We start from the raw sequence: 22,461 nt of genomic DNA on the forward strand, positions 1-22,461 counted from the left end.
GCCGTCGCGGCCCGTCAGCCGGCGTAGGAGATGGTCACGGTGCCGTCACCGGTGGTGGTGTCGTCGGTGGCGCTGCCACCGACGGGGGCGAGGTTGGTGCCGCCACCCCCGCCGCCGGCGCCGCCCGTCGTGGCGGAGCCGGTGGTGCGACCGCCGCCGCCACCGATCAGTCCGCCGCCCCCACCGCCGCCGCCGCCACCACGCCCGAAGGCGAACTGGCCGTCGGCCCCGTCGGAGGTCACCGCGGAGCCGGACACGCCGCCCGCGGATCCGTTCGGGCCAGCGGTCCCGTTCGCGCTGGACGCACCCCCGGCACCGCCCGAGCCGGGGCTGAAGGGGAGGGCCGTACCGCCGCCGCCGCCCGCACCCGCACCGGCGACGGCCAGGGGGACCGCCGCCGCGGTGATGGCCGAGGCGCCACCTCCGCCGCCGCCCTGGGCGAAGGTGTCGTCGCCGCGGGAGCCGCCGGCGCCACCGGTGCCCAGGCCGAACCCGCCGTTGTCCTCGACGGTTCCGGAGCCCCCGGCGCCGCCCTCTCCGCCGACGTAGACGGTCAGAGGTACCCCGGTCAGGCCGGTCACGGTGCCGGTGACGGTGGCGCCGCGGCCGCCCGCACCGCCTTCGTTGGCGTCGGGGAAGTCACCACCGGCGCCGCCGCTCGCGCCGGTCAGACGGACCGTGAGCGCAGTCACCCCGGCGGGCGGAGTGAAGGTCTGCGGCTCGCCGGTGAAGTCGAAGGTGCAGGTCACCCGCCCGTCGGCCCGCACGCACCCGGGCGGCAGCGGCGGCGGCTCCGGGCCGTCCCCGCAGTCCTTGGTGCCGCACGCGAGCGCGGGCACCGCCATCGTTCCCACGAGCAGCAGCGAACCCGCCGCCACGACGAGGGCGCGGCCGACCCCGCGCCGACGCCGAGCCCGGCCCGGCTCGTCGTCGCTCGGCAGGACCTCGTTGCTGCGCATCGCGTGTTCTCCCCCCGGTCAGGACACTCGGACGGACCAACGCGTGAGTTGGACATGAGGTGCGTCCGGAGACGGAATCGCGCTGACTGCCGTCATCGCTGTCCGGAGTAGGCGTGCGCAGCAACGATCTTCAGTCACTCGGAGAGTGCTCTGTAGTGCGCCGATCAGCCGAGAGAGTGCGCCGTCAGGGACTCGAACCCCGAACCGCAGTGATTCCTGTGAGGGAGTCACTCTCGACAGCGGTGCCGATGATCCACGAGCGTCACGTTCTGCGATGGGCGAAGAGCAGCGCCTGCGGGAACTTCCCATCCGGGTCGAGAAGCATCTGAGCTTCGATCTCGAAGCCGGCGTGTGCGAGCCATGCGGTCATCTGTTCGGGCGTACGCCGGTAGACGCGGACGTTCATCAGGTGTCCGCCGTAGCCCTCGGTCTTCAGCCAGGAGTCTTCCCCAGCGTGGAACAGGAGTTGGAGCAGGCCCCCTGGTCGCAACGCTCGATGGAAGCGCCCGAGGACGGCAGGCACGACGTCGTCCGGGATGTGGATCAACGACTGCCACGCGAGTAGCCCCGCGACCGGCTCGGGAGGAAGGTGGAGGTCTGTCATCGAGGCGACCTCGAAGGGCAGGCCGGGGTGGTCGCGCCGGGCAACGTCGATCATCCCGGGGGACAGGTCGATACCGAGGGCGTCCACGCCGAGTTCGTGCAGGTGGGCCGTTACGTGCCCGGGGCCGCATCCGACGTCGACGACGCGCCCTCCGCCGGCAGCCTGTACCTGGTCGGCGAGCAGGGTCAGGGCCGCGAGCAAGTACGGCTGTTGCGGCAGAGCCTCGCGAACCAAGTCGGCGTAGCTACGGGCGACCGTGTCGTACGAAGCCTCGGTCTCGGCCAGCCGGGCGTCGGGGGTCACGCTCGCGACGGTAGTAGGCGCCGAAGGCCTGACTGCTCGGATTGCAGGAGCCGTCGCTTCTCAGTCGTGCGACGGCTGGTCGACCACGGCGCGGGGCGGTGCAGCCCGAGGTCTGCTCACCTCATGGTCGGACCTCGGGCGCGGCGGTCGCCGTGGTTCACCGACTCGGCTCAATGAAGCTGACCTGGACGATCGCACCGGCACGGTCGTTCACCACGTCCTCGAACGGGATCGGCGGGTCGCAAGTGGCGTTCTCAGCTGAAGTTGGCCCCCGGGGTGACAGTCCTCGTCGGCTCCCGGGGCGGAGGTGCTCGTGGTGCTGGGTGACGAGCCCGGCCGCTGTGCGGGAGTGGCTTGATCTTGACGGTCGTTGCCCGTCCAGCCACTAGAGTTCGCGGAAGGTGATCGTCGACGGTGGGTCGCCCGGCGCGCGAGAGCGTGCGTCGGCTCGCGGCTCGGGCCGCGGGCAAGCGTTGCTGGAAGGAGCGTGTTCTCGATGCCGACGGGAGCCCCGGTCGATGGGTTCACCCTGAGCTTCGACCGTCTGGGATCGGTTGGTCGGCCGCCGGTGGTCCTGCTTCATGGTTGGCCCGGGGACCGCACAGACATGGCATCCGTCGCCGAGAGGCTGGGGGACGAGTTCGACGTCGTCGTGCCGGACCTGCGCGGTTTCGGCGCCTCGGACAAGCACCTCCGCGACCCCGGCGACCACTACAGCCTCGTGGCCCAGGCCCGCAGTGTCACGGGACTGATCGAAGAGCTGGGGCTCTCCCACGTCGTGCTGGGCGGTTACGACATCGGCAGCAGGGTCGGTCAGCAGCTCGCCAAGGACAGGCCCGACCTGCTCAGCGCCATCGTCATCACGCCACCAGCTCCAGGCGTCGGGTCACGGATCCTCAGCGAAGCTCCGTTTCGCGAGTTCTGGTATCAGTCCTTCCATCATCTCGACCTGGCCGAGAAGCTCCTCGACGGGAAACCGGACGCGGTGCGGGACTATCTGGAGTACTTCTGGACGCACTGGTCCGGCCCTGACTTCATCATGGACGCCGCCCGGCTCGAGCACCTGACGTCGGCGTATGGCCCCGCCGGCGCGTTCGTTGCTTCGATCGGGTACTACCGGGCGGCCGGAAACGTCGTGGCGCGCTACCTGGGCGAGACGGTCCCCGACGAGAAGATCACGGTCCCCACGACGTTCCTGTGGGCCGAGCACGACCCCCTGTTCCTGCCCGCCTGGTCCGACCGCGTCGGAGAGTTCTTCGCGCAGGTCACCGTGCAGCCCGTGGACGGGGTCGGCCACTTCGTCCCGGTCGAGGCGCCCGACACCTTCGCCGGCGCCATCAGGCAAGCAAGCCCCTGACGGGCCGGTAGCGGCCGTGGACGGGCACGCCTTCGCCGGCGGGCTGGTCACCGCCGCGGCGTGCGACCGCCGCGTGGCCGTCGACGTCGGCGCCCGCTTCGCCCTCAACGAGGTGTCCATCAGCATCCCCATGCCCGCGGCCTACGTGCGGATGATGGCCTACGCCTGGGGCGAGAAGGTCGCCGCGCAGCTCTCCCTGTTCGGCGACCAGTTCGACCCCGACCGGGCGGTGCAGCTCGGGGTCGTCGACGAGCTCGCGCCCGCCGACCAGGTCCTCGAGCGCGCCGTCGCGATCGCCGAGGCCGTGCCCGACGACTGCCTCGAGCACTACGCCTTCACCAAGCGCGCCGCCCAGGCCGCCGCCCTGCGCGACATCGCCGACCTCGCCGACCCCCTCGACGAGGAACTGCCCACCTGGTTCACCTCGCCGGACGCCCAGCACGCCCACCGCCGCTACTGGCGCCAGCTGAAGGGCAGCGAACCGACGTTCTGACGTCCGGGCGTCGTCGAGGACCGGGACCACTGGGTCAGCGCGGAATGCCGTCGGCGATGACGGAGGTCGGCCATGGCCTCGTCGGCTCCGTCGGGTCCTCGCCCCGTCGCCGTCCCTCCCACCACGACGCCTCCGAGGGCCGGGCTGAGCCACGCTCGGGTGGCGGGCACCCCCGTCCGTCGTCGGGCAGGTCACCCAGGAGATCGCGCAGGTTGCCGAGCAAGCTCATCGAGCCCTCCGTCGTCGTGTTCGTCCTCCACGGGAGCACCGGCCGCGTGAAGTCGGCCGAGGACGTGCCTTGCGGCGGCCTGACGTCGGGTCCGCCTCGGTCACTCGGGGCGGTCGGCGCCCTCCTCGCCGACACGGAGGATGCGCCCGGTCGACGGGACGCCGCGGTCGTCGACGAGGAAGAGCATGTAGAAGCCGGTGGGCACGGTCCGGATCGAGGCAGGGACGTCGAGGTCCACCACCCGGTTGTCGCGACGCAGGTCCAGGGCCACCGAGCGCTGGTCGACGCTCGTGACGTGGGTGGAGCTCGCGAGCCGCACCAGCCGGGCGCGATCGATGCGGGACGGGTCCGGGGTGGCGACGGTCAGCGTCCCGCCGCGCTCCGCGGTGTCCGGAGCCTCGGTGATCTCCGGGCGCGGCCCGCGGAAGAGGTAGGGCGGTGAGTAGATCTCGACGCGCTGCTCGAAGGTGCCCGGCACGGTGTTCTTCTCGTCGTCGAACAGCGGGTCGGAGCCCGCGGTGAGGACCCGGCCGTCGGGGAGCAGGAGGCCTTCGGTGTGGTAGTTGCGCCCGACCACCGGGTCCGCCGCGACCGAGAGCGTGCCGCCCTCAGGTCCCGGGTGGTAGAGCCGGGCGAGCAGGTGATCCGAGGCGCCCTTGCCGCGGTAGTCCTCCGACCCGTTGCTGATCAGCATCGAGTCGTCGGGCAGCGTGACGAGGTTCGGGTAGCGGGTCGGCTCGGGCAGGGTGGGTCCGGAGGTGAAGCGCGGTGCCGGCTCGTCCAGGTCGACGACGTCGATGCGGGCGGTGGAGCGCGGGCTCTCGCCGACCCCGCCTCCGCCCACGACGGCCATCCGCTGGTCCTGCACCGGCCCGACCCACGCGGCGCCGGAGGTCTCGAGCAGGTCGGGGTCGCGCAGGACGGGGACCGGCGTGAAGGAGTTGTCGTCGAGGTCCCAGAGTCCGGGGACGCGCCCCTGGTCGGCGGGCCCGTAGCCCGCCGTGGTGCCCGCGTAGAACATCTCGTCCTCGCGGGCGGTCGTGAACAGGCCCGGGTACGTGGGGAAGTAGTGGGTGAGGTCCTTGCGCTCGGTCCAGGTGTTCGTCGCCGGGTCGAAGACCTCGGTCTGGCCGTTGAGGACCTCGCCGACGCCGTCGAGCCCGGACGTCGCGAGGACGCGCCCGTCCACCATCGGCGTCAACGTGGGATACCAGCGGGCGAAGACCATGTCCCCGACCGGCGACCAGGTCTCGGTGACCGGGTCGAACGTGAAGGCCTTGTCCGTGCCCTGGTAGTCCTGCTTGTCCAGCGTCATCGGCGCGCCGAGCCCGTACAGGTTCCGCGCCTGCTCGGGCTGCAGCCCCGCGATCGCGTACTGCGCGCGGTCGGGGTTCACCGCCACGGGGCCGGGTGTCACGGCCTCGACGAACGTCGTGACCTCGCTCGCGGTCACCGTCGCGCCGGAGCCCGTGGTGGTCTTGGCGGCCGGCGGGACGACCGCGTCGCGCACGCTGCGGTAGCGCCGCCCGTCGGGGGCGACGAACTCGCTGCCCGCCGGCACGGTGGGGGCGATGTCGGGGTTCTCGTTCTTCACGCGCATCGCGCCCGCGGCGTAGGTGACGGCGCCGGCGAGCTTCTCGTAGCGGGCCGTGCCGCCGGCGACGAGCAGCCGGCCGTCCGGGAGCAGCGTCTGGCCGCCGCAGAACATGTCGTCGGGTACCGGGATCATCCGCGTCGAGCCGTCCCGCGGGTCGTAGAGCAGGCTCTTGAGCGCCTTCGTCGCGAACAGGTCCTCCTTGTTGCCCGAGCCGGCGATGAGCAGGACCTTGCCGCTGGGCAGCAGGGCAGCGTGGATGGCGTTGACCCGGTCCTGGGGCGGGACCCCGATGACGTCCCAGCGCCCGTGCTGCTGCAGGTAGGGCAGGCTGGTGATCAGTCGTTGGTGACGCCAGGACTGCACGTAGGCCAGCGCCGGGGGCAGGTTCACCGCGAGCAGCACGGCGGCGGCGAGCACGCCCAGGAGGATCGAGGGGCCCTTGCGGCGGGCGAGAGCCGGCATGTCTACGACACCCCCGTGACCTCGCGGGGACGGTCGGGCTCGCTGTCGTCCATCCTTCGATCTCCCTCTCCACGTGGGGTGGTGCGAGGGCCGTGCGCGGCCGCCCCCTCGACGACCGCGCACAGCCCCTCAGGAAGAAACGACGCCGGGGCGCCGCGTGTGAGCCGATGACGCCTTGCGATCAGCTGACGTCCCGCCCGGGGCGTTCACCCACCGCCCCCTGCCGTGGTGGTGTCGCGGACGGTTCCTTGCCGAGCACGGAGGATGGCCGATGGATGCACCCCACGACCCCGACGGCCGCGGCGCCGCGCACGAGCCCGTCGTTCCCTTCGGCGAGGCCCGGGACGTCCCGCCGGGGTATCGCCCGGGCTCGGTGGCGTTCGGGACGCGACGCCGGCTCCCGTGGCCGTTCCGCGCTCGCCGTTGCCGACCGGCCTCGGGACGCTGAGCCCGCCGCGGCCTCGGCGGGTCGCACCCCTGTCGACCCAGCACAGGAGCTCCGCGGATCAGTCGTCGTCGCCGCGGGCGTCGCCGCTGCGGTGCAGCGGGCTCATGAGGTCGAACCAGGTCTCGGCCGGGACGGATCCCCCGGTGAGGTCGCCCTCGGAACAGGTGCTGACCGGGCTGGTGCACACCGGCTCCGCTCCGTCGGTGGAGAACGTCATCACCGCACCGGCGTAGCGGTCGGTCGCGCCGAGGAACGCGGCCGACGCGGAGCGCTGGGTGGTGCCGGTCTTGGCGATCATCGTGCGGTCCCACCCCGCGTCGTCGGCGGCGCGGGACGCGGTGCCGTCCTCCACGTCCTCCGACAGCGCGGTCCGCAGCTCCCGGGCGGCGACGGGGTCGACCGCCTGCTCACAGGGGGCGACCGCCGGGATCATGTCGTGGCCGTCGCGGTCGGTCACCGCGTCCACGAGCGTCGGCGGGCACCACTTGCCGCCGGACACGACGGTCGCGGCGACGTTGGCGAGGTCGAGCGGGCTGGTGGGGTCCGGGCCGAGGGTGAACGACGCCTGCGCCGCCCCGATCCGTTCGGCGAGCGGCCGCCCGTCGGGGCCGGGGGCGGCGAGGGTCGTGCGCAGGCCCAGCCGGCGGGCGACGTCGACGATCGGGGCGACCGACCCGATCCGGTCGACGAGCTCGACGAAGGTCGTGTTCGGCGAGGTGGCGAGTGCCTGCCGCAGGGTCAGCTCGTCGGGGTGGGAGCCGAGGTTCTCCACGGTGTAGTCCTCGGCGAGCTCGGAGCGGTACTCGTCCGGGACGTCGAGTGTCGTCCGCGGGGACACCAGCCCCTTCTCCAGGGCGGTAGCGGCTGTGAAGATCTTGTAGATCGAGCCGGCGCCGCGCAGGGGAGCGGTGGGCAGCGGCAACACGCTCTGGGCGGCCTCCGCGTCCGGGCCATAGGTCCGGTTGGCGGCGAGCGCGAGCACCGGGCGGCGGCCGGGCCGGGGGGCCACCACGGCGGTGACGTCCGCGACGTCGGCGTCGGGGTCGACGGCGGCGCGGGTCGCGTCGCGAGCGGCGGCGGTCACCCGGGGGTCCAGGGTCGTCCGGACCGTGTAGCCGCCGGTGGCGAGGTCGAGGCCGGTGGCCGTGAGGCGCTCGACGACCTCGCGGCAGAAGAAGCCGGTACCCGGACGGGCCCCGGCACAGCCGTTCGGCGCCGGGACCGGCTCGGACACGACCCCGAGCGGCGCGGCGCGGGCCGCGGTGGCCTGCGCGCGGGTCAGCGAGCCCACGTCGGCCATCGCGTCGAGCACCTGGTCCCGCCGTGCACGTGCCGCGCCCGGGTGGTCGACGGGGTCGTAGGCCGACGGAGCGCGCACGAGGCCCGCCAGCAGCGCGGCCTGCGGCACGGTGAGGGCGTCGGCGTCGTTACCGAACCACGTCCGCGCGGCGGCCTCGACGCCGTAGGCCCCCCGACCGAAGTAGACGAGGTCGAGGTACCTAGCCAGGATCTCGTCCTTGTCCAGCTGGTCCTCGACGCGACGGGCGAGCCGCACCTCCGTGAGCTTGCGGGCCACGGTGTCGGCGGTCGCCGTCCGGCGTTCCTCGTCGGTGTCGGCGAGCGTGTAGAGCCGCTGGTTCTTGACGTACTGCATGGTGATCGTCGACCCGCCCTGGCCCTCGAACGGGGTCCCGGCCACCGCGTTGGTGGCGGCGGCACGGGTCAGGCCCTGCGCGTCGATCCCGTCGTGGTCGTAGAACCGGCGGTCCTCGATCGCGACGATCGCCGCCTTCATGGTGTCGGCGATGCCCGTGGGTCCCACCGGGAGCCGGTAGCGGTCGTACACGGTCGCCATCGGCGCGCCGGTCACGTCGGTGATCACCGTGGCCGCGTCGGGCTCGCGGTCCAGCAGGCCGGCGGTGGTCGAGGAGACGCTGGCCGAGGCACGGGCGAGCAGCGTTCCCGCGCCGACGGCGGCGGGTGCCAGCAACCCCGCGAGGAGCAGGCCCGCGACCGCGACGGCGGTCGCCGCCCGCAGGGCGAGCAGAGGGCGATCGCCGCTCTCGTCGTCCTCGTCCCGGTGGGCGCCCCTCATGCCTCCAGCCGATCACGATCCGCCGGTCGGGAGCGGCGCTCGGCGCTGTCGATCTCCTGACGATGGCCGCCGCGGTGCGATCGTCAGCGTTCCGCAAGGTCGCGAACCCGCGGGACGGCGGTCCTGGTTGAGAGGGTCCCGGGGTGACCGAGCCGCCCCGGGTGCACCGTCACCGCCCGGCGTGCAGCCGACCACCGGATCGTGGGAAGAGCTCCGGGGAGGGCCGGTCGCGTGCCGCGCGAGTGCCGCCGGTGCCTCGGGATGTCTCCCTCCTGACACGGGCGAACGCTCCGCTCCACCCGCCGGTACCGACCCGTTCCCGTCGCGGTGGGGTCGCGTTCACGGGGGCCGCCGTCGCCGCCGTGCTGGTCGGCCTCCTGCTCGGTGCACTGGCCGCCCGAATCCCGTGGACGACGACGGAGGCGCGCCCGGCTGCCGGGGTAGGGACCGCGGCTCCGCCCGAGGTGCTCTTCGAGGTGACCGGCGGGGCCGCGCGGGTGCTCGTGACGTGGGGCTCGGAAGACCAGCTCACCAGACAGAACGGTGTCGTCCTGCCGTGGAGCGCCACCGGGCGGAGCCGGGAGCGTGCCACCTACGTCCTCACCGCGCAGGGGGCGTCCGACGTCGGTGACCGCATCACCTGCCGCGTCACGGTGCAGGGCGTCGTGGTCGCGGAGCAGACGTCGTCGGAAGAATCGACGAACGTGGCGTGCGTCGGCGCCGTGGACGACTCGTGACGGCCCTTCTCCCGGCCGGCTCGCTTCCGGAGCGGGATCGCCCGTCGTCGGCGCCCGGTGGCTTGCGATTCCCTGACAACGCCCTGTCGAGCTGGCGGAGACGGGGTTCCCGGCGGTGGACTCGGCTCCGACAGCAGGGAGGAGGCGCGGATGCGGACCGCGGAACCGGCACGCCGGGCGTTCTCGCGTGCCCTCGTCCGGGCGCCGGTGCTCGTCTATCGGTGCGGCCTCGGGTGGGTCTTCGGACGGCGCCTGGTGCTGCTGACCCACATCGGTCGCCGGAGCGGGCGGCCGCGCCACGTGGCGCTCGAGGTCGTGGGCCGCGGCGAGGCACGCGACTCCTACGTCGTGGCCTCCGGCTACGGGGCGCGGGCCCAGTGGTTCCGCAACGTGCTCGCCCATCCGGAGGTCAGCTACCAGGTCGGGCGACGCCGTCGTGACGGCTGGGCCTACGCGCTCCCGTCCGCCGAGTCGGGCCGCCGCCTCGCCGAGTACGCCACGCGCCACCCCCGAGCCGCCGCCGCTCTCATGCGCATGCTCGACCACGACGTCGACGGCTCGCCCGGCGCCTACGAGCGCCTGGGGGCCGACGCGGAACACGGCGTGCCCCTCGTCCTGCTCAGCCCGACCCCGTTGCCGAGGCCGGCGCCCGCCACACCCCGGCCGCCCCAGGAGGAACCTCCCCCGTGATCCGCTCCCTCCGCGAGCACACCAGCCCGCCGGTGTTCATCTCCTCGGCGGTCCTCGCGATCGCCCTCGTGCTCTGGGGCGTGCTCGCGCCGTCCTCGCTGTCGTCGGCGGCGAGCGCGGTGAACTCGTTCATCGTCACGAACTTCGGCTGGCTCTACATCTTCAGCGCCAGCGGTTTCCTGATCTTCGTCATCGTGCTCATGGCGTCGCGCTACGGCCGCATCCGCCTCGGCCCGGCCGACTCGCAGCCCGAGTACGGGACGATGTCGTGGTTCGCGATGCTGTTCACCGCGGGCATGGGCATCGGGCTCGTCTACTACGCGGTCAGTGAGCCGGTGAGCTACCTGCAGGAGCCGCCGGTGGGCCCGGGCGGGACGTCCGAGGCGGCCCAGAACGCGATGTTCCTGACCTTCTTCCACTGGGGTCTGCACCCGTGGGCGATCTACATCGTGCTGGGCCTCGCGCTGGGCTACTTCGCCTTCCGCAAGGGGCTCCCGCTACGTCCGGCCTCGGCCCTCTACCCGCTGCTCGGTGAGCGCATCAACCGGTGGCCAGGCTTCGTCGTCGACGTGCTCGCGGTGTTCGGGACCCTGTTCGGCCTCGCGACCTCGCTGGGCCTCGGCGCCCAGCAGGTCGGCGCCGGCCTGGAGACGCTGTTCGGCATCACCAACACCACGCCGCTGCAGGTCGTCCTGATCCTCGGCATCACCGCGATCGCCGTGGTCTCGGTGATGCTCGGGATCGACAAGGGCATCCGGAACCTGTCGCTGATCAACCTGTGGCTGGCGTTCGCGCTGATGGTGTTCGTGTTCGCGTTCGGACCGACGCGCGACCTGCTCAACACCACGGTCACCAACATCGGCTACTACCTGCAGAACCTGCCCGCGCAGAGCTTCCAGACCTACCCCGGCAACCCCGCCGCGCAGGAGTGGCAAGCCAGCTGGACGCTCTTCTACTGGGGCTGGTGGATCTCCTGGTCCCCGTTCGTCGGTATGTTCCTCGCCCGCATCTCCTACGGGCGCACGATCCGCTCGTTCGTCGCCGGAGCGCTCTTCGCGCCGGTCGGTGCGTCGATGGTGTGGCTCACGGTTTTCGGCGACAGCGCGTTGGCCGCGCTGCTGTCCAACCCCACCAACCCGTTGGCCGAGGCCACCACCGAGACCGGGATGTTCGTGCTGCTCCAGCAGCTGCCGGTCGCGGGGATCGTGTCCCTGCTCGCCTCGGCCGTCGCGATCATCGTCGTGGTGCTGTTCTTCGCGACCTCGTCGGACTCGGGGTCCCTCGTCGTCGACATCCTCACCAACGGCGGTGACCCGAACCCGCGCTGGCAGCAGCGCCTGTTCTGGGCGGTGATGGAGGGTGTCATCGCGGCGGTCCTCCTGGCGGCCGGTGCCGCCAGCGGGGCGGATGCCCTGAGCGCGCTGCAGACCGCGTCGATCCTCGCCGGCCTGCCGTTCTGCCTCGTGCTGATCGCCATGGCCGTGGGCCTGGTGAAGGGGATGTCGACCGAGCGGTTCGTGGTGCGGATGCCATCGGAGGCCTCGCCGATGCCGGGGCTCCGGGCCGCTGCCCGGCCGGCGGGCGCTGTGCTCACCACCGCCGGCAACGGACGGCACAGCGCCGAGGATGACGGGTCCGAGCACGGCGAACCGGCCGACGGCTCGGGGCTCGACGGGGACGACCACGTCGACCCGTCGCTGGGGGAGACCACCGTCGCCGAGCTCTCCCACGTCGCGCCCTCCACCGAGGGGCGTGAGAACTGATCACGGCGACCACGCTCGAGGAGGAGCGATGGCACAGGAGAACCGGCGCGCCGCGCAGCGCGCCCACGACAACGTCGGACTGCCCGACGAGTACTACGACGACGAGGGCCGCCCGGCGGCCGCCCGGGCACGCGACGCCGATCCCCCGGCGGCGCAGGAGCGCCGCTCCCGTCCCGACGACGAGGACGCGGCGGACGGCTGAGAGCGCCGGCTGCGCCGGCGAGGTCGTCAGCCGACCGCACGGCCGGGAACCCGCCACCGGGGCCGTGCCGGTCGAGAAGGTCCGGTGACGAACAGGCCGCCGGCCCGGCGGACGAACCCCGCGGTCCCGGGACCGGCCCCGACCGTCGAGTTCTCGCTCGGCGGCGCGACCGACGGGTCGGCAGGTGGACGGCGGGTCGGTTCTCCCGAGCACCGACGCGCAGGCGGCGTTCCGCCGGTTCCGCGGGATGTCTCGCTCCTGTCGGCGCCGACGACGCCGCCGCACCGACCTGTACGCCGACCACTCCCCGCCGGTCCGGGTCGAGGACTCCTGTTCGCGTCGATGGCCGCCCTCGCTCTCGCCGTCGGCTTCGTGCTCGGTGTGCTCGCCGCCTGGCTGACGGGTACCGGTCCGGCCGACCCCGCCGACGGGACGGCTGGTCCGGCGCCGGTCGGGGTCGTCCGGAGCTGACAGGTAACGGCCGCTGTGCTTCACGTCGGCTCCTCGATCCCGTCTGCAGCGGCCCTCGGATCAGGCGGGGGAGCGCAGCGGCGCGTCATCGCCGGTGCCGCCGCCGCGCAGCTTCCGCACCGAGGTAGAGCGACAGGGTGAGCAGGTAGAGCCACACGAGCAGGATCAGCCCACCCCCGAGGGCGCCGAGGCCGCTCCCGACGCGCGCGACGACCGACACGTAGAGCGGGAACACCGCGCTCGCGGCCACCCAGGCCCCCACGGCACCCGACGCGGCGACGAAGGTGACCCGCAAGGTGCCGCGGCCCGTGCGCATCCCGACCCGCAGCACCAGCACCGCCCACCCGACGAGGGCGAGGACGACGACCGGCCACCGTAGGAGACGCCACACGAGGTCGCCAGCCGGGGCGTCGAGCACCAGCAGCGGGTCCTGCACCGCCGCGGCGGTGACGGTGGCGCCGCCGACGAGCAGCATGACCCCGAGGGCGGTGGCCGCGCGCCAGGTCCGGGGCGGGCGTCCGGCGATCGTGGCCAGGGCGTGCAGCACCGAGCGCAGGGCCCGGACCAGCAGCACCAGCGCGGCCACGGTGCCGACGGTCAGCAGACCGGTGGTGCTGGTGGTCAGCAGGGTCGCGGCGGCGTCGGCGGCGGCGCTGCCCCGTGTCGTGAGCACCACGCGCAGCAGCCGGGTCATGCCGCCGACGGCGGCCACGTCGGCGTCGGCGCCCAGCGCCGGTCCCGCCGTGCGGAGGATCGCGACCACGGTGAGCAGGGCGGGGAACACAGCGAGCGCGGCGAAGAACGCCGACTCCGCCGCCAGCGCCGGGACCCGGTGCCGCGAGGCCGCGGCCACGACCCAGCCGACGCGCGTCCGTGCCGGTCGACGGCGGAGCAGGCTCACGGTCGGTGTGGCGGGGGAGGGGTCGTCGGGCTCGACGGTGTCGGGGCGGGCTCCTGGGTCACCGAGGGCGGCATCACGACCGGGGCGGTCGGGGGCAGCGGCTCGGGCTCGCTCTCCGGCCGGACCCCGCATCCGGCGGCCAGCCCCGCCGCGAGGCCCAGCACGGCGAGCGCCCGTCCGCGCCTGGTCACGAGGCCACCTCCGGTAGCGCGACGACGAACCGGGCGCCTTCACCCGGTCGGTCCTCCACCCACACCCGCCCGCCGAGGCCGTGGACGTGCTGGGCGACGAGAGCGAGCCCGAGTCCGGTGCCCCCGCTGTAGGCCCTGTTGCGCCCGGACCGCGTGCCGCGGGTGAAGCGTTCGAAGATCCGGTCTCGCAGTTCCGCCGGCACTCCCGGGCCGGCGTCGTCGACCTCGATCGCCGCCTCCCCGTCGCGGCGGACGACACCGAGGCGCACCACGCCGCCCCCGTGGTGCCGGGCGTTGTCGCAGAGGTTCGCCACGACCTGGTCGAGGCGACGGCGGTCGGCCGTGACCAGCGGCGACGGCTCCGGGACGTCGATGACCGCGCCGGGGACCAGCGACGCGGGCACGTTCCGGACGACGATGCCGAGGTCCACCGGGGCGAGGTCGTGTCGGTCGGGGACCTGGATGCCGCGCGAGATCTCCAGGAGATCCTCCACCATCCGGTGGAACCGCTCCACGTCGGCGCCGAGCAGGTCCACGGCGCGCCCGGCGGTCTCGGGGAGGTCCCCGCGCCGCCGGCGGAGCACCTCGACCGCGTTGATCATGGTGGTCAGCGGTGTCCTCAGCTCGTGGCTGACGTCGCCGGCGAACCGCGCGTCTCGCTGCACCCGCTCCTCCAGGGCGTCGGCGGTGTCGTTGAACCGCGTGGCCAGCGGGGCGAGGTCGGCCTCCCGGCGCACCGGCAGGCGCGCGCCGAGGTCGCCCTCGGCCATGCGCCCCGCGGCGTCGGTGAGCTCGGTCAGGGGTGCGAGGGCCCGCCGGGCGGTCCACCAGCCCAGCAGGACCCCGAGCAGGCCGGCCAGGACCGTACCGGCGACGAGGACGATCGACACGAAGCGCAGCGTCCGGTCGAGCTCGGTGAGGGGCACGAGCCGGACGAACAGGTCGCCTTCGGGGGTCACCGGCAGCGCGACCGCGAGGACCGGCGCTCGGTCGAGCTCCAGCCGCTGGCGAGCCGGTGTCCCCGAGGTCGCGAGGGCGAGCAGGAGGGTGGGGACGCTGTCGACGTCGACCTGACGTCCGGCGGTGGTCCAGCGCCCGTCGGACCGCAACAGCACGGCGGTCTCGGGCTCGCCGGTGAGCCCGACGAGCAGTGTCGGCAGATCGTCCGATCCCCGCCGGAGGCTGTCGGCGACGAGGCGCGCGTCGACCACGGCCTGGTTGGTCGCTCCCCGTTCCCGCTGCTCGAGCATGTAGCTCGACGCCAGCTGCCAGGTGGTCGCCGACAGGAGTCCCGCCACCGCCGTGGTGACCAGCCCGAAGGCGAGGGCCACCCGCCAGCGCAGCGACACCGACGCGAAGCGCCGGCGCAGGCCGTTCACTGTCCGACGCGGTACCCCGAGCCGCGCACGGTCAGCACCAGCGTCGGGTCGTCGGGGTCGGGCTCGATCTTGCGGCGCAGCCGGCGGACGTGGACGTCGAGCAGGCGGGTGTCGCCGAAGTAGTCGTAGCCCCAGACCCGCTGGAGCAGCTGCTCGCGGGTGACGACGTCGCCCCGCGCGGACACGAGCTCGATCAGCAGGCGGAACTCGGTGTGGGTCAGGTGCAGCCGGTGCCCGTCGCGCTCGACCTCCTCGCGACCGGTGCTGATGACCAGGTCGCCCACGCGCAGCTCCGACGAGCCCGGCGCGTCCTCCGATCCCGAAGGGCGGCGGCGCCGCAGGAGCGCCTTGATCCGGGCCGCCAGCTCCCCGGCGATCAGCGGCTTGGTGACGTAGTCGTCGGCGCCGGCCTCCAGTCCGGCGATGACGTCGGCGGTGTCCGAACGCGCGGTGGCGATGATGATCGGCAGGTCGCCACGGGAGCGCAGCGTCGAGCACACCTCGATGCCGTCGATGCCCGGCAGCATCAGGTCGAGCAGGACGACGTCGAGGTCGGGGTCGACGACCTCGAGCGCCTCCTCGCCCGTGGCCGTCTCGACGACGTCGTAGCCCTCGTCGGCCAGCGCGAGCCCGAGGGCCTGGCGGATGCGCTCGTCGTCCTCGACGAGCAGGACGCGCGTCCCCATCTGGTGGTCCTCCCGCAGAGCCGGTTCGACGACGCTACCCGTCGCCGTGTCCCGCCGAGCACACGTCGCGGGGCCGCGACGCCGTCGTCAGCCGATCGTCAGGTTCGCGCGGCGCTGAAGGACGCGCCGGTCGTCTCGGCCGAGGCGAGTGGTGTGGCGGTCATCGGGCCACCCAGGGCACCGGCACCCACGGCCGAGGCCTGCGCCGGCTTCGTCGGGGAATGAGACCCGGTCCGGGCGGGATCACTCCGACTGCTCCGCGCGGTCGAGTGCCCGCATCGCGAGCGCCGCCTGGAATGCGAAGTCGTCCGAGAGCAACGTCGCGCGATGGGTCTCGCCGGCCTGGTGCGGGGCGTCGAACCCGGGGGTCGGGTCGCCGCCGCAGGACAGTTCCGCGGCGAGCAGACCGGTGAGGACGCGCACGTCCTCGATCATGGCCGCGCGTCGCTCCCGCAACCCGAGCTCGGGGAGGGCCGTGACCTCGCCGCCGAGGTGGTCGCGGGCGACGAGAGCCCGCACCGCCGCCTCGCGCGCGGTCACCCCGGTCTCCGGGCAGATGACGGCCGAGAAGTCCATCCGTGCTCCCGCCCGATCCGTGCGCGTCGTCCTGCCGCCTCGACGGTAGGTGCGGACCGCGGGTGGGGACGGGCCGCGGGTCTGTTCGTCAGACGTTCGTCAGGTCGTCGCCCGCGGCGGGGCCGTCACAGCATCCCTCGCCGCATCGCCCAGATGGCGACGCACGTCGGGCCGAGCATGACGATGGCGACGACCAGCCCAGCCAGCCAGGCGCTCGGCATCAGCGCTACGGCCAGCACGGCGACCACGACGACCTGGATCACGAGGTCCCGGGGGCGAGGGCCGGTTCGACGCCGCGCGGGCACCGTCCCGTCGGGACCACGGTCCGGCGGGTCCTCGTCGCGCAGGGACGCCTCGAGCCGGGCGAACGCGTCCTTCTCCTGCTCGCTCAGGGGCCGGGCAGGTTGGGGTGGTGTGGGTCGGTCGGGATCGCTCGCCATCGTCGCCGTCCTCGGGTCGCACGCCACTGCACCGCCGACCAGGCTTCCCGGCTCACCGATGTCCACTCTGCCCGATTCACTGCGCCGAGGCCACGGCTCGGCCCAACGGTGAGGCGATGGGCGCAGCGCGCTGCTCTCCGTGTGCATCGCACTCGCCCGTTGGGTGATCGGAGTGCTGCGCAGTCGACTTCTGACGTGAGAAGCTTGTCCGGTTCTCACGGAGTGTCATGACGCCGCGACGACTGGAGGCGCAGATGACCGATGTACAGCCGCAGGCGGCGCCGACCGAGCCCGCACCCGAGTCCGGTGCCCGGATCAAGCCCGCGGTGTTCTACGGATCCGCCGCGGTCACCGTGGCCATCGCGCTCTGGGCGATCATCGCGCCGACCTCGGCCTCGGACACCATCGGCGCGGTGGTCGGCTGGACGTCGGAGTGGTTCGGCTGGTTCTACATCCTGCTGACCACCTTGGTTCTGGTGTTCGTCATCGTCGTCGGCGCGTCGCGTCTCGGGCGGGTGCGCCTCGGCCCGGAGCACTCACGACCGGAGTTCAGCACGTTCGCCTGGGCGTCGATGCTCTTCGCCGCGGGCATCGGTACCGACCTGATGTTCTTCGCGGTCGTGGAGCCGGTGACCCAGTACCTGACCCCGCCGCGCGGCGAGGGCGGCACGCTGCTGGCCGCCGAGGACGCCACGGTCTGGACGCTGTTCCACTACGGGATCAGTGGGTGGGGCCTCTACGCGCTGATGGGCATGGCGCTGGCCTACTTCGCCTACCGGCGCAATCTCCCGCTCGCCATACGGTCCGCCCTCTACCCGATCTTCGGCAAGCGGATTCACGGCGGCCTGGGGACGGCGGTCGACCTCGCCGCGGTGCTCGGCACCATCTTCGGCGTCGCCGCTTCCCTGGGCATCGGGGTCGTGCTGCTGAACTACGGGCTGTTCTTCCTCTTCGGAGTCCCGGAGGGGACGGCCGCCCAGGTCGGGCTGGTGATCGTGGCGGTCGGCATGGCGACGGTCTCGGCCGTGACCGGCGTGGACCGCGGGATCAAGCTGCTCAGCCAGCTCAACGTCCTGCTCGCGATCGGGCTCGCGCTGTTCCTGCTGGTCGCCGGCGACACCGTCTTCCTGCTCAACGGCCTGGTCCAGAACGTCGGCGACTTCGTCAGCTCGTTCCCGAGCCTGACCCTGGAGACGTTCGCCTTCGACCGGCCCGTCGACTGGCTCAACGCCTGGACGCTGTTCTTCTGGGCGTGGTGGATCGCCTGGGCCTCGTTCGTCGGGCTGTTCCTGGCCCGCATCTCCCGGGGCCGCACCATCCGGCAGTTCGTCGCCGGCACGCTGATCATCCCGTTCACCTACATCGTCATGTGGATCTCGATCTTCGGGAACAGCGCGATCGACGTCATCCGTGACGGGAACGTCGCTTTCGGGGCCAACACGATGGAGAACAACGCGCAGGGCTTCTACGAGCTGCTCGCGCAGTACCCGGCGGTCCCGTTCATCGCCGGACTGGCGACGTTCGTCGGCCTGCTCTTCTACGTGACCTCGGCCGACTCCGCCGCCCTGGTGATGGCCAACCTGACCTCGCACCTGGCGACACCGCAGTCGGACGGGCGGCCGGCGGTGCGCATCTTCTGGGCGGTGGCGACGGGTCTGCTCACGATCGGGATGCTGCTGGTCGGCGGGGTCACCGCGCTGCAGAACGCCACCATCATCATGGGTCTGCCGTTCGCGTTCGTGCTGGCCCTGGTCGCCTACGGTCTGTGGAAGGCGTTGCGGGTGGAGGCCCTGCACGCCGAGAGCCAGCGCTACGCGCTGCGCTCGTCGATCTCCGGCCGCAGTCCCGGCGACGGGCACCGCTCCGGTGTGCCCGGGTGGCGGCAGCGCCTCGACCGTGCGTTGTCCTTCCCCGACTCCGCGCGGGCGCAGGAGTTCCTCGACGAGGTGGCTCACCCCGCGGTCGAGGAGGTGGCGTCGCACCTGCGCGAGCGGGGCGTGACGGCGGAGGCCCGGGAGGACGGCGAGGGCGGCACGAGGGCCGTCGAGCTGGTCGCCGATCTGGGGGAGGAGCGCCAGTTCCTCTACCGCGTCGAGCCGCGCGAGGTCCCGATCCCCGTCTACGGCCACGCCGTGCCGAAGGGCACCGACACCTACTGCCGCCTCGAGGTGCACCTGCGTGAGGGCGGCCAGGGCTACGACGTCATGGGCTACACCTACGGGCAGCTCACCGACGACATCCTCGACCAGTACGAACGGGACCTCGAGTTCGTGCGCATCCAGGAGGTCCGGGGCTGACCACCCCTACCGGTCGAGACGCAGACGGTCCCACGCCAGGGCCGTAAGCGCGCCGAAGGCGAGGGGGACCAGCGCGACGAGGGCGAGCTGGTGCGGTGCGACCTCGCCGAGGCGCAGCGCCCGCAGGGCGGGCGCGGCGAGCGGGAACCAGCCCGCCCGGTCCGGGGCAGCGACCACGGCGACCTGGACGGCGACGATCAGGCCGATCGTGGCGGCGACGCCGGGCAGCAGGCCACACCCGAGCGTCGCCGCTCAGGCGGCCGGGACCGCGAGGAGCCCGGTGAGCAGGCCGAGGGGGAGCAGTCGACCGAGCTGACCGAGCACCGGACCGTCGAGCGGCCCCAGGTGGAGCGGACGCTACTCCGCCGGCCGCGCGCGGAGTAGCGTCCACCATGGCGTGCCGGAAGTCTGGTCGGCGATCTGTGTCCGCGTTCCCGGATCGATCGGCGGCTCCCGTGCGCGTCCTCGTCACCAGCTTCGGCACCCGCGGCGACATCCAGCCCTACCTCGCCCTGGGCGGCGCGCTGCGAGCACGTGGTCACGACGTGGTGCTCGCCGTCCCGGAGGCATTCCGGGACGAGGCCGACCGCGTCGGGGTCAGGCTCGAGCCCGCGGGGTCGCGGATGCTCACCATGCTGCGGGAGGTCATGCCGGAGCTCCGCGGCGCCCGGGACGCGCTGCGGACCCTCGGGGTGATGCGCGAGGCGATGCGCGAACACCTCGACGAGCAGTGGGCCGCGGCGCGGGCGGCCGACCCGGAGGTGATCGTCCACCACCCCAAGTGCCTGGCGGGGCCGCACCTCGCCGAGGCGCTCGGGGTGCCCGGGGTGCTGTCGATCCCGCTGCCCTTCTACAGCCCGACACGGGCGTTCCCGATCCCGTTCCTGGGCGGCATGTCGCTGCCCGGCCGGATCAACCGCGCCACGTACGCGTTCACGCGGATGGCCACGGTCCTCTACGGCGGGATGATCAACGACTTCCGCCGCCGGCTCGGCCTGGGACGCGTCGGCCGGTTCGCGGACCCGCTGCGCAACCCGGACGGCTCGCCGGTGGACGTGCTGTACCCCTTCAGCCGCCACGTCGTCCCGGTCCCGGCCGACTACCCGCCCTCGGCGCACGTCACCGGCTACTGGTTCCTGCCGCCCGACCCCGCGTGGCACCCGGACGCCCGGCTCGTCGACTTCCTCGCCGCCGGCGAGGCTCCCGTCTACGTCGGGTTCGGGTCGATGGGCTTCGGCAAGGGCGCCGACGAGCGGCGCGACGCCGTGCTCGGAGCGCTCGTCGCGAACCGGCTCCGCGGCGTCGTCGCCACGGGCTGGGGCGGGCTGACCGCCGGTGACGCACCGTCCGACGACGTGCTCGTGGTCGACGCGGTACCCCACGACTGGCTCTTCGACCGTGTCGCCGCGGTCGTGCACCACGGCGGCGCCGGCTCGACCGCCGCCGGGCTGCGCGCCGGGAAGCCGACGCTGGTCTGCCCCTTCCTCGGCGACCAGCCCTTCTGGGCCGCGCGTGTGCACGCACTGGGAGCGGGCCCCGCGCCCCTCCCGGCGGGGAAGCTCGCCGCCGGGCTCGCCGATCGCCTCGGTGACCTCGTCGGTCGTGACGACTACCGGGAGAGGGCCGCCGAGATCGGGCAGCAGGTTCGCGCCGAGAACGGGCTCGACCACGGCGTCAGGATTCTCGAGGACCTGGTCGGTCAGTGAGTCGACGAGAAGCTCGGGCGGTAGCGCCTCGATCGAGGCTGCAACGTCCTCGCCGCCAGGCTCGACGACGTACACGTGCTAGAGCGACGCCGAGCCTCTCGCCAGGAGGTCTGCTCCCGGCGAGAGGCTCGGCGTCCCGTGCCGGACCGGCACGTTCCTAGCAGCTGTCGGGGACCGGTCGAGGCAGGAGCCGGCGAACGTCGTCGCAAAGTTCCTGGATCTCGTCGACGGGCGCGGCGCTGAGCAGACCCAGGAAGTGTGACCAGCGGGCCCCGTCGACGGACACCGGCAGTCCGTCCAGGCCGGCGCGGCGGCAGTCGGTGACAGCGTTCATCTCCAGGTGCAGCTCGGTCAGGCCGCTGCGCTGGAGCTGTTCGCAGTAGTTGACGAGACTCGTCATCTCGGAGGTGCCGATGGGGCCAGCCAGGATGATGGTGCGCGGCGTGGGGGAGAGCACCGGCGACCCCCGCTCGGGTTGAATGACCGTCAGCCTCCTCCCCGCGGGGGATCCGCGGCAAGTGAGCGGCTGGCCACGGTTCGGGGCGGCTTCACGCGGCCGTGTCGGTCGCGGTCCCGCCCGGCAGCGACATCCGGGCGATGGTGGCGAGGACCCCGGCGTACTGGCGCGGTAGTGAGCCACTGGTGTACGGGAGCCCGTACCGCGTGCAGATGTCACGCACCGCCGGTGCGACCTGCGCGTAGCGGCGCGAGGGCATGTCCGGGAAGAGGTGGTGCTCGATCTGGTGGGAAAGGTTGCCGGTCATCAGGTGCAGCAGCGGGGGGCCGTCGAGGTTGGCCGAGCCGAGCAGCTGGCGCAGGTACCACTGGCCGCGGGTCTCCCCGTCGAGCTGGTCCTCGCCGAAGACCTCGGCGCCGGCCGGGAAGTGGCCGCAGAAGATCACGGCGTGCGTCCAGACGTTGCGCGCGATGTTGGCGGTGAGGTTGGCCGCGAGGGTCGTCGGGGCCGCCAGGCCGGAGAGCAGCGGCCACCGGATGTAGTCCTTGGCGAGCTGGCCGCGGATCTTGCGCCACAGGCCGCCCAGCTCGGTGCGTGCCTTTGCCCACGGCTTGCGGCCCGCGGCGACCTCCTCGAGCTCGATGTCGTAGACGGCGATGCCGTACTCGAAGCCGAGGGCGAGCGCGGTGTTGGTGCCGAGCTGGACGAGGTGGTGCGGGCGCCACGGCTGTTCGGGGCTGACGCGCAGCACGGCGTACCCGACGTCGCGGTCCTTGCCGAGGACGTTGGTGTAGGTGTGGTGCACGAAGTTGTGGGTGTACTTCCACCCCTCGGCGGACGAGGCCGAGTCCCACTCCCAGGTGCTCGAATGGATCTCGGGGTCGTTCATCCAGTCCCACTGGCCGTGCAGGACGTTGTGGCCGATCTCCATGTTCTCGAGGATCTTGGCCACCGACAGGGCCGCGGTCCCGGCGAGCCACGCCGGCGGCAGTGGCGAGACCAGCAACAACGCACGGCCGCCGGCCTCGAGCCCTCGTTGGACCGCGACGACCCGCCGGATGTAGGCGGCGTCCTCGTCGCCGAGATCGCTCATCACGCTCTGGCGCAGCGCGTCCAGCTCGACCCCCAGGGCCTCGACGTCGGCATCCGAGAGGTGCGCGGTCGTGCTCGACGTCGACGTCGTCGGTGGACGGACCGCGGTGGCGGCGCGGTCGTCGTCGGCGTGGGTGGTGGTCGGTGCAGGCAGGACAACCGTCATGGGGCCTCCGGGTCTCGCGGACGTGGGGCGACGAGATCGCGGGTCCGGGCGAACACATCGGAGGGCCGCCGGCGCGTGGCCGTGCGGGCTCTGACGCAGGGTGCTCGCAGTGTCGCCGTCGCACACCCGGAGGAGCGCAGGCCCACACCTCGGTGTGGTG

The 22,461-nt window shown here is 73.0% G+C and carries 22 protein-coding genes; 9 read left to right on the forward strand and 13 right to left on the reverse strand.

The genetic code is table 11. From position 1 onward, the window contains the following. Positions 1-14: 14 nt before the first annotated feature. Together EV188_RS31755 and EV188_RS18430 are read right to left on the reverse strand one after the other, a co-directional pair. Complete coding sequence (locus tag EV188_RS31755; protein WP_166659950.1) at positions 15-959, reverse strand: hypothetical protein; 945 nt, start codon at positions 957-959, stop codon at positions 15-17. Between the two features lie 262 nt (positions 960-1,221). Further along, positions 1,222-1,866, reverse strand: a complete 645-nt coding sequence (locus EV188_RS18430; RefSeq protein ID WP_133827695.1) for a class I SAM-dependent DNA methyltransferase — start codon at positions 1,864-1,866, stop codon at positions 1,222-1,224. A 496-nt stretch (positions 1,867-2,362) separates the two neighbouring features. Here EV188_RS18430 and EV188_RS18435 point away from each other — a divergent pair, with 496 nt between their 5' ends. Then, a complete protein-coding gene (locus EV188_RS18435) occupies positions 2,363-3,223 on the forward strand; it encodes an alpha/beta fold hydrolase (protein WP_133827801.1) in 861 nt (286 codons plus the stop codon). Between the two features lie 16 nt (positions 3,224-3,239). Continuing rightward, entirely contained in the window at positions 3,240-3,716 is a 477-nt protein-coding gene (locus tag EV188_RS18440) for an enoyl-CoA hydratase/isomerase family protein (protein WP_133827696.1), read from the forward strand. 329 nt (positions 3,717-4,045) lie between these two features. Here EV188_RS18440 and glxA read toward each other — a convergent pair whose 3' ends face one another. After that, entirely contained in the window at positions 4,046-6,004 is a 1,959-nt protein-coding gene (gene glxA, locus EV188_RS18445) for a radical copper oxidase GlxA (RefSeq protein ID WP_133827697.1), read from the reverse strand. Positions 6,005-6,510: 506 nt separating this feature from the next. Next, a complete protein-coding gene (locus EV188_RS18450) occupies positions 6,511-8,547 on the reverse strand; it encodes a transglycosylase domain-containing protein (protein WP_133827698.1) in 2,037 nt (678 codons plus the stop codon). Positions 8,548-8,909: 362 nt separating this feature from the next. On the opposite strand from EV188_RS18450, the gene EV188_RS31760 reads away from it, so the two are divergent. From EV188_RS31760 to EV188_RS33000, 5 genes are all read left to right on the forward strand, one after another. After that, positions 8,910-9,284, forward strand: a complete 375-nt coding sequence (locus tag EV188_RS31760; protein WP_166659951.1) for an MmpS family transport accessory protein — start codon at positions 8,910-8,912, stop codon at positions 9,282-9,284. Positions 9,285-9,434: 150 nt separating this feature from the next. Further along, positions 9,435-9,974, forward strand: coding sequence for a nitroreductase family deazaflavin-dependent oxidoreductase (locus EV188_RS18460; protein ID WP_133827700.1), 540 nt, complete (start codon positions 9,435-9,437; stop codon positions 9,972-9,974). Continuing rightward, on the forward strand, positions 9,971-11,737 hold the full coding sequence (locus tag EV188_RS18465) for a BCCT family transporter (RefSeq protein WP_133827701.1): 1,767 nt from the start codon (positions 9,971-9,973) through the stop codon (positions 11,735-11,737). The genes EV188_RS18460 and EV188_RS18465 overlap by 4 nt, the downstream gene beginning before the upstream one ends. 28 nt (positions 11,738-11,765) lie before the next feature. Continuing rightward, positions 11,766-11,939, forward strand: a complete 174-nt coding sequence (locus tag EV188_RS31765; RefSeq protein ID WP_166659952.1) for a hypothetical protein — start codon at positions 11,766-11,768, stop codon at positions 11,937-11,939. Between the two features lie 342 nt (positions 11,940-12,281). Then, positions 12,282-12,410 carry a hypothetical protein gene (locus EV188_RS33000; RefSeq protein ID WP_279536754.1) on the forward strand — a complete coding sequence of 43 codons (129 nt, stop codon included), beginning with the start codon at positions 12,282-12,284 and terminating at the stop codon, positions 12,408-12,410. Between the two features lie 85 nt (positions 12,411-12,495). On the opposite strand, the gene EV188_RS18470 is transcribed toward EV188_RS33000, so the two are convergent. The 6 genes from EV188_RS18470 to EV188_RS18490 all read right to left on the reverse strand — a co-directional run bounded on the left by EV188_RS18470 (position 12,496) and on the right by EV188_RS18490 (position 16,583). After that, positions 12,496-13,311: a YhjD/YihY/BrkB family envelope integrity protein gene (locus EV188_RS18470; protein WP_166659953.1), complete on the reverse strand. Its 816-nt coding sequence runs from the start codon at positions 13,309-13,311 to the stop codon at positions 12,496-12,498. Beyond that, the gene (locus tag EV188_RS31770; protein ID WP_166659954.1) at positions 13,308-13,502 is read right to left on the reverse strand and encodes a hypothetical protein; all 195 of its coding nucleotides are present in this window, start codon (positions 13,500-13,502) and stop codon (positions 13,308-13,310) included. The genes EV188_RS18470 and EV188_RS31770 overlap by 4 nt, the downstream gene beginning before the upstream one ends. Next, complete coding sequence (locus EV188_RS18475; protein ID WP_243741792.1) at positions 13,499-14,881, reverse strand: sensor histidine kinase; 1,383 nt, start codon at positions 14,879-14,881, stop codon at positions 13,499-13,501. The genes EV188_RS31770 and EV188_RS18475 overlap by 4 nt, the downstream gene beginning before the upstream one ends. Next, on the reverse strand, positions 14,878-15,567 hold the full coding sequence (locus EV188_RS18480; RefSeq protein WP_133827703.1) for a response regulator transcription factor: 690 nt from the start codon (positions 15,565-15,567) through the stop codon (positions 14,878-14,880). Before EV188_RS18480 ends, EV188_RS18475 begins: the two co-directional genes overlap by 4 nt. Before the next feature lie 243 nt (positions 15,568-15,810). Then, a complete protein-coding gene (locus EV188_RS18485) occupies positions 15,811-16,143 on the reverse strand; it encodes a hypothetical protein (RefSeq protein ID WP_133827704.1) in 333 nt (110 codons plus the stop codon). A gap of 125 nt (positions 16,144-16,268) precedes the next feature. Then, complete coding sequence (locus tag EV188_RS18490) at positions 16,269-16,583, reverse strand: DUF3040 domain-containing protein (RefSeq protein ID WP_166659955.1); 315 nt, start codon at positions 16,581-16,583, stop codon at positions 16,269-16,271. A gap of 254 nt (positions 16,584-16,837) precedes the next feature. Here EV188_RS18490 and betT point away from each other — a divergent pair, with 254 nt between their 5' ends. Then, positions 16,838-18,880 (forward strand): choline BCCT transporter BetT, encoded by a 2,043-nt coding sequence (gene betT / locus EV188_RS18495; protein WP_166659956.1) that lies wholly within the window; start codon positions 16,838-16,840, stop codon positions 18,878-18,880. Positions 18,881-18,886: 6 nt separating this feature from the next. On the opposite strand, the gene EV188_RS31775 is transcribed toward betT, so the two are convergent. Next, positions 18,887-19,057 (reverse strand): hypothetical protein, encoded by a 171-nt coding sequence (locus EV188_RS31775; RefSeq protein ID WP_166659957.1) that lies wholly within the window; start codon positions 19,055-19,057, stop codon positions 18,887-18,889. 278 nt (positions 19,058-19,335) lie between these two features. On the opposite strand from EV188_RS31775, the gene EV188_RS18500 reads away from it, so the two are divergent. Then, positions 19,336-20,586 (forward strand): glycosyltransferase, encoded by a 1,251-nt coding sequence (locus EV188_RS18500; protein ID WP_166659958.1) that lies wholly within the window; start codon positions 19,336-19,338, stop codon positions 20,584-20,586. Positions 20,587-20,743: 157 nt separating this feature from the next. Here the strand turns inward: EV188_RS18500 and EV188_RS18505 are convergent, their stop codons facing one another. Together EV188_RS18505 and EV188_RS18510 are read right to left on the reverse strand one after the other, a co-directional pair. Beyond that, positions 20,744-21,043, reverse strand: coding sequence for a hypothetical protein (locus tag EV188_RS18505; RefSeq protein WP_133827708.1), 300 nt, complete (start codon positions 21,041-21,043; stop codon positions 20,744-20,746). Between the two features lie 91 nt (positions 21,044-21,134). Continuing rightward, complete coding sequence (locus EV188_RS18510) at positions 21,135-22,301, reverse strand: fatty acid desaturase family protein (RefSeq protein ID WP_133827709.1); 1,167 nt, start codon at positions 22,299-22,301, stop codon at positions 21,135-21,137. Positions 22,302-22,461: the final 160 nt, after the last annotated feature.

This window comes from Actinomycetospora succinea, assembly GCF_004363095.1.
Taxonomy (GTDB): Bacteria; Actinomycetota; Actinomycetes; order Mycobacteriales; family Pseudonocardiaceae; genus Actinomycetospora; species Actinomycetospora succinea.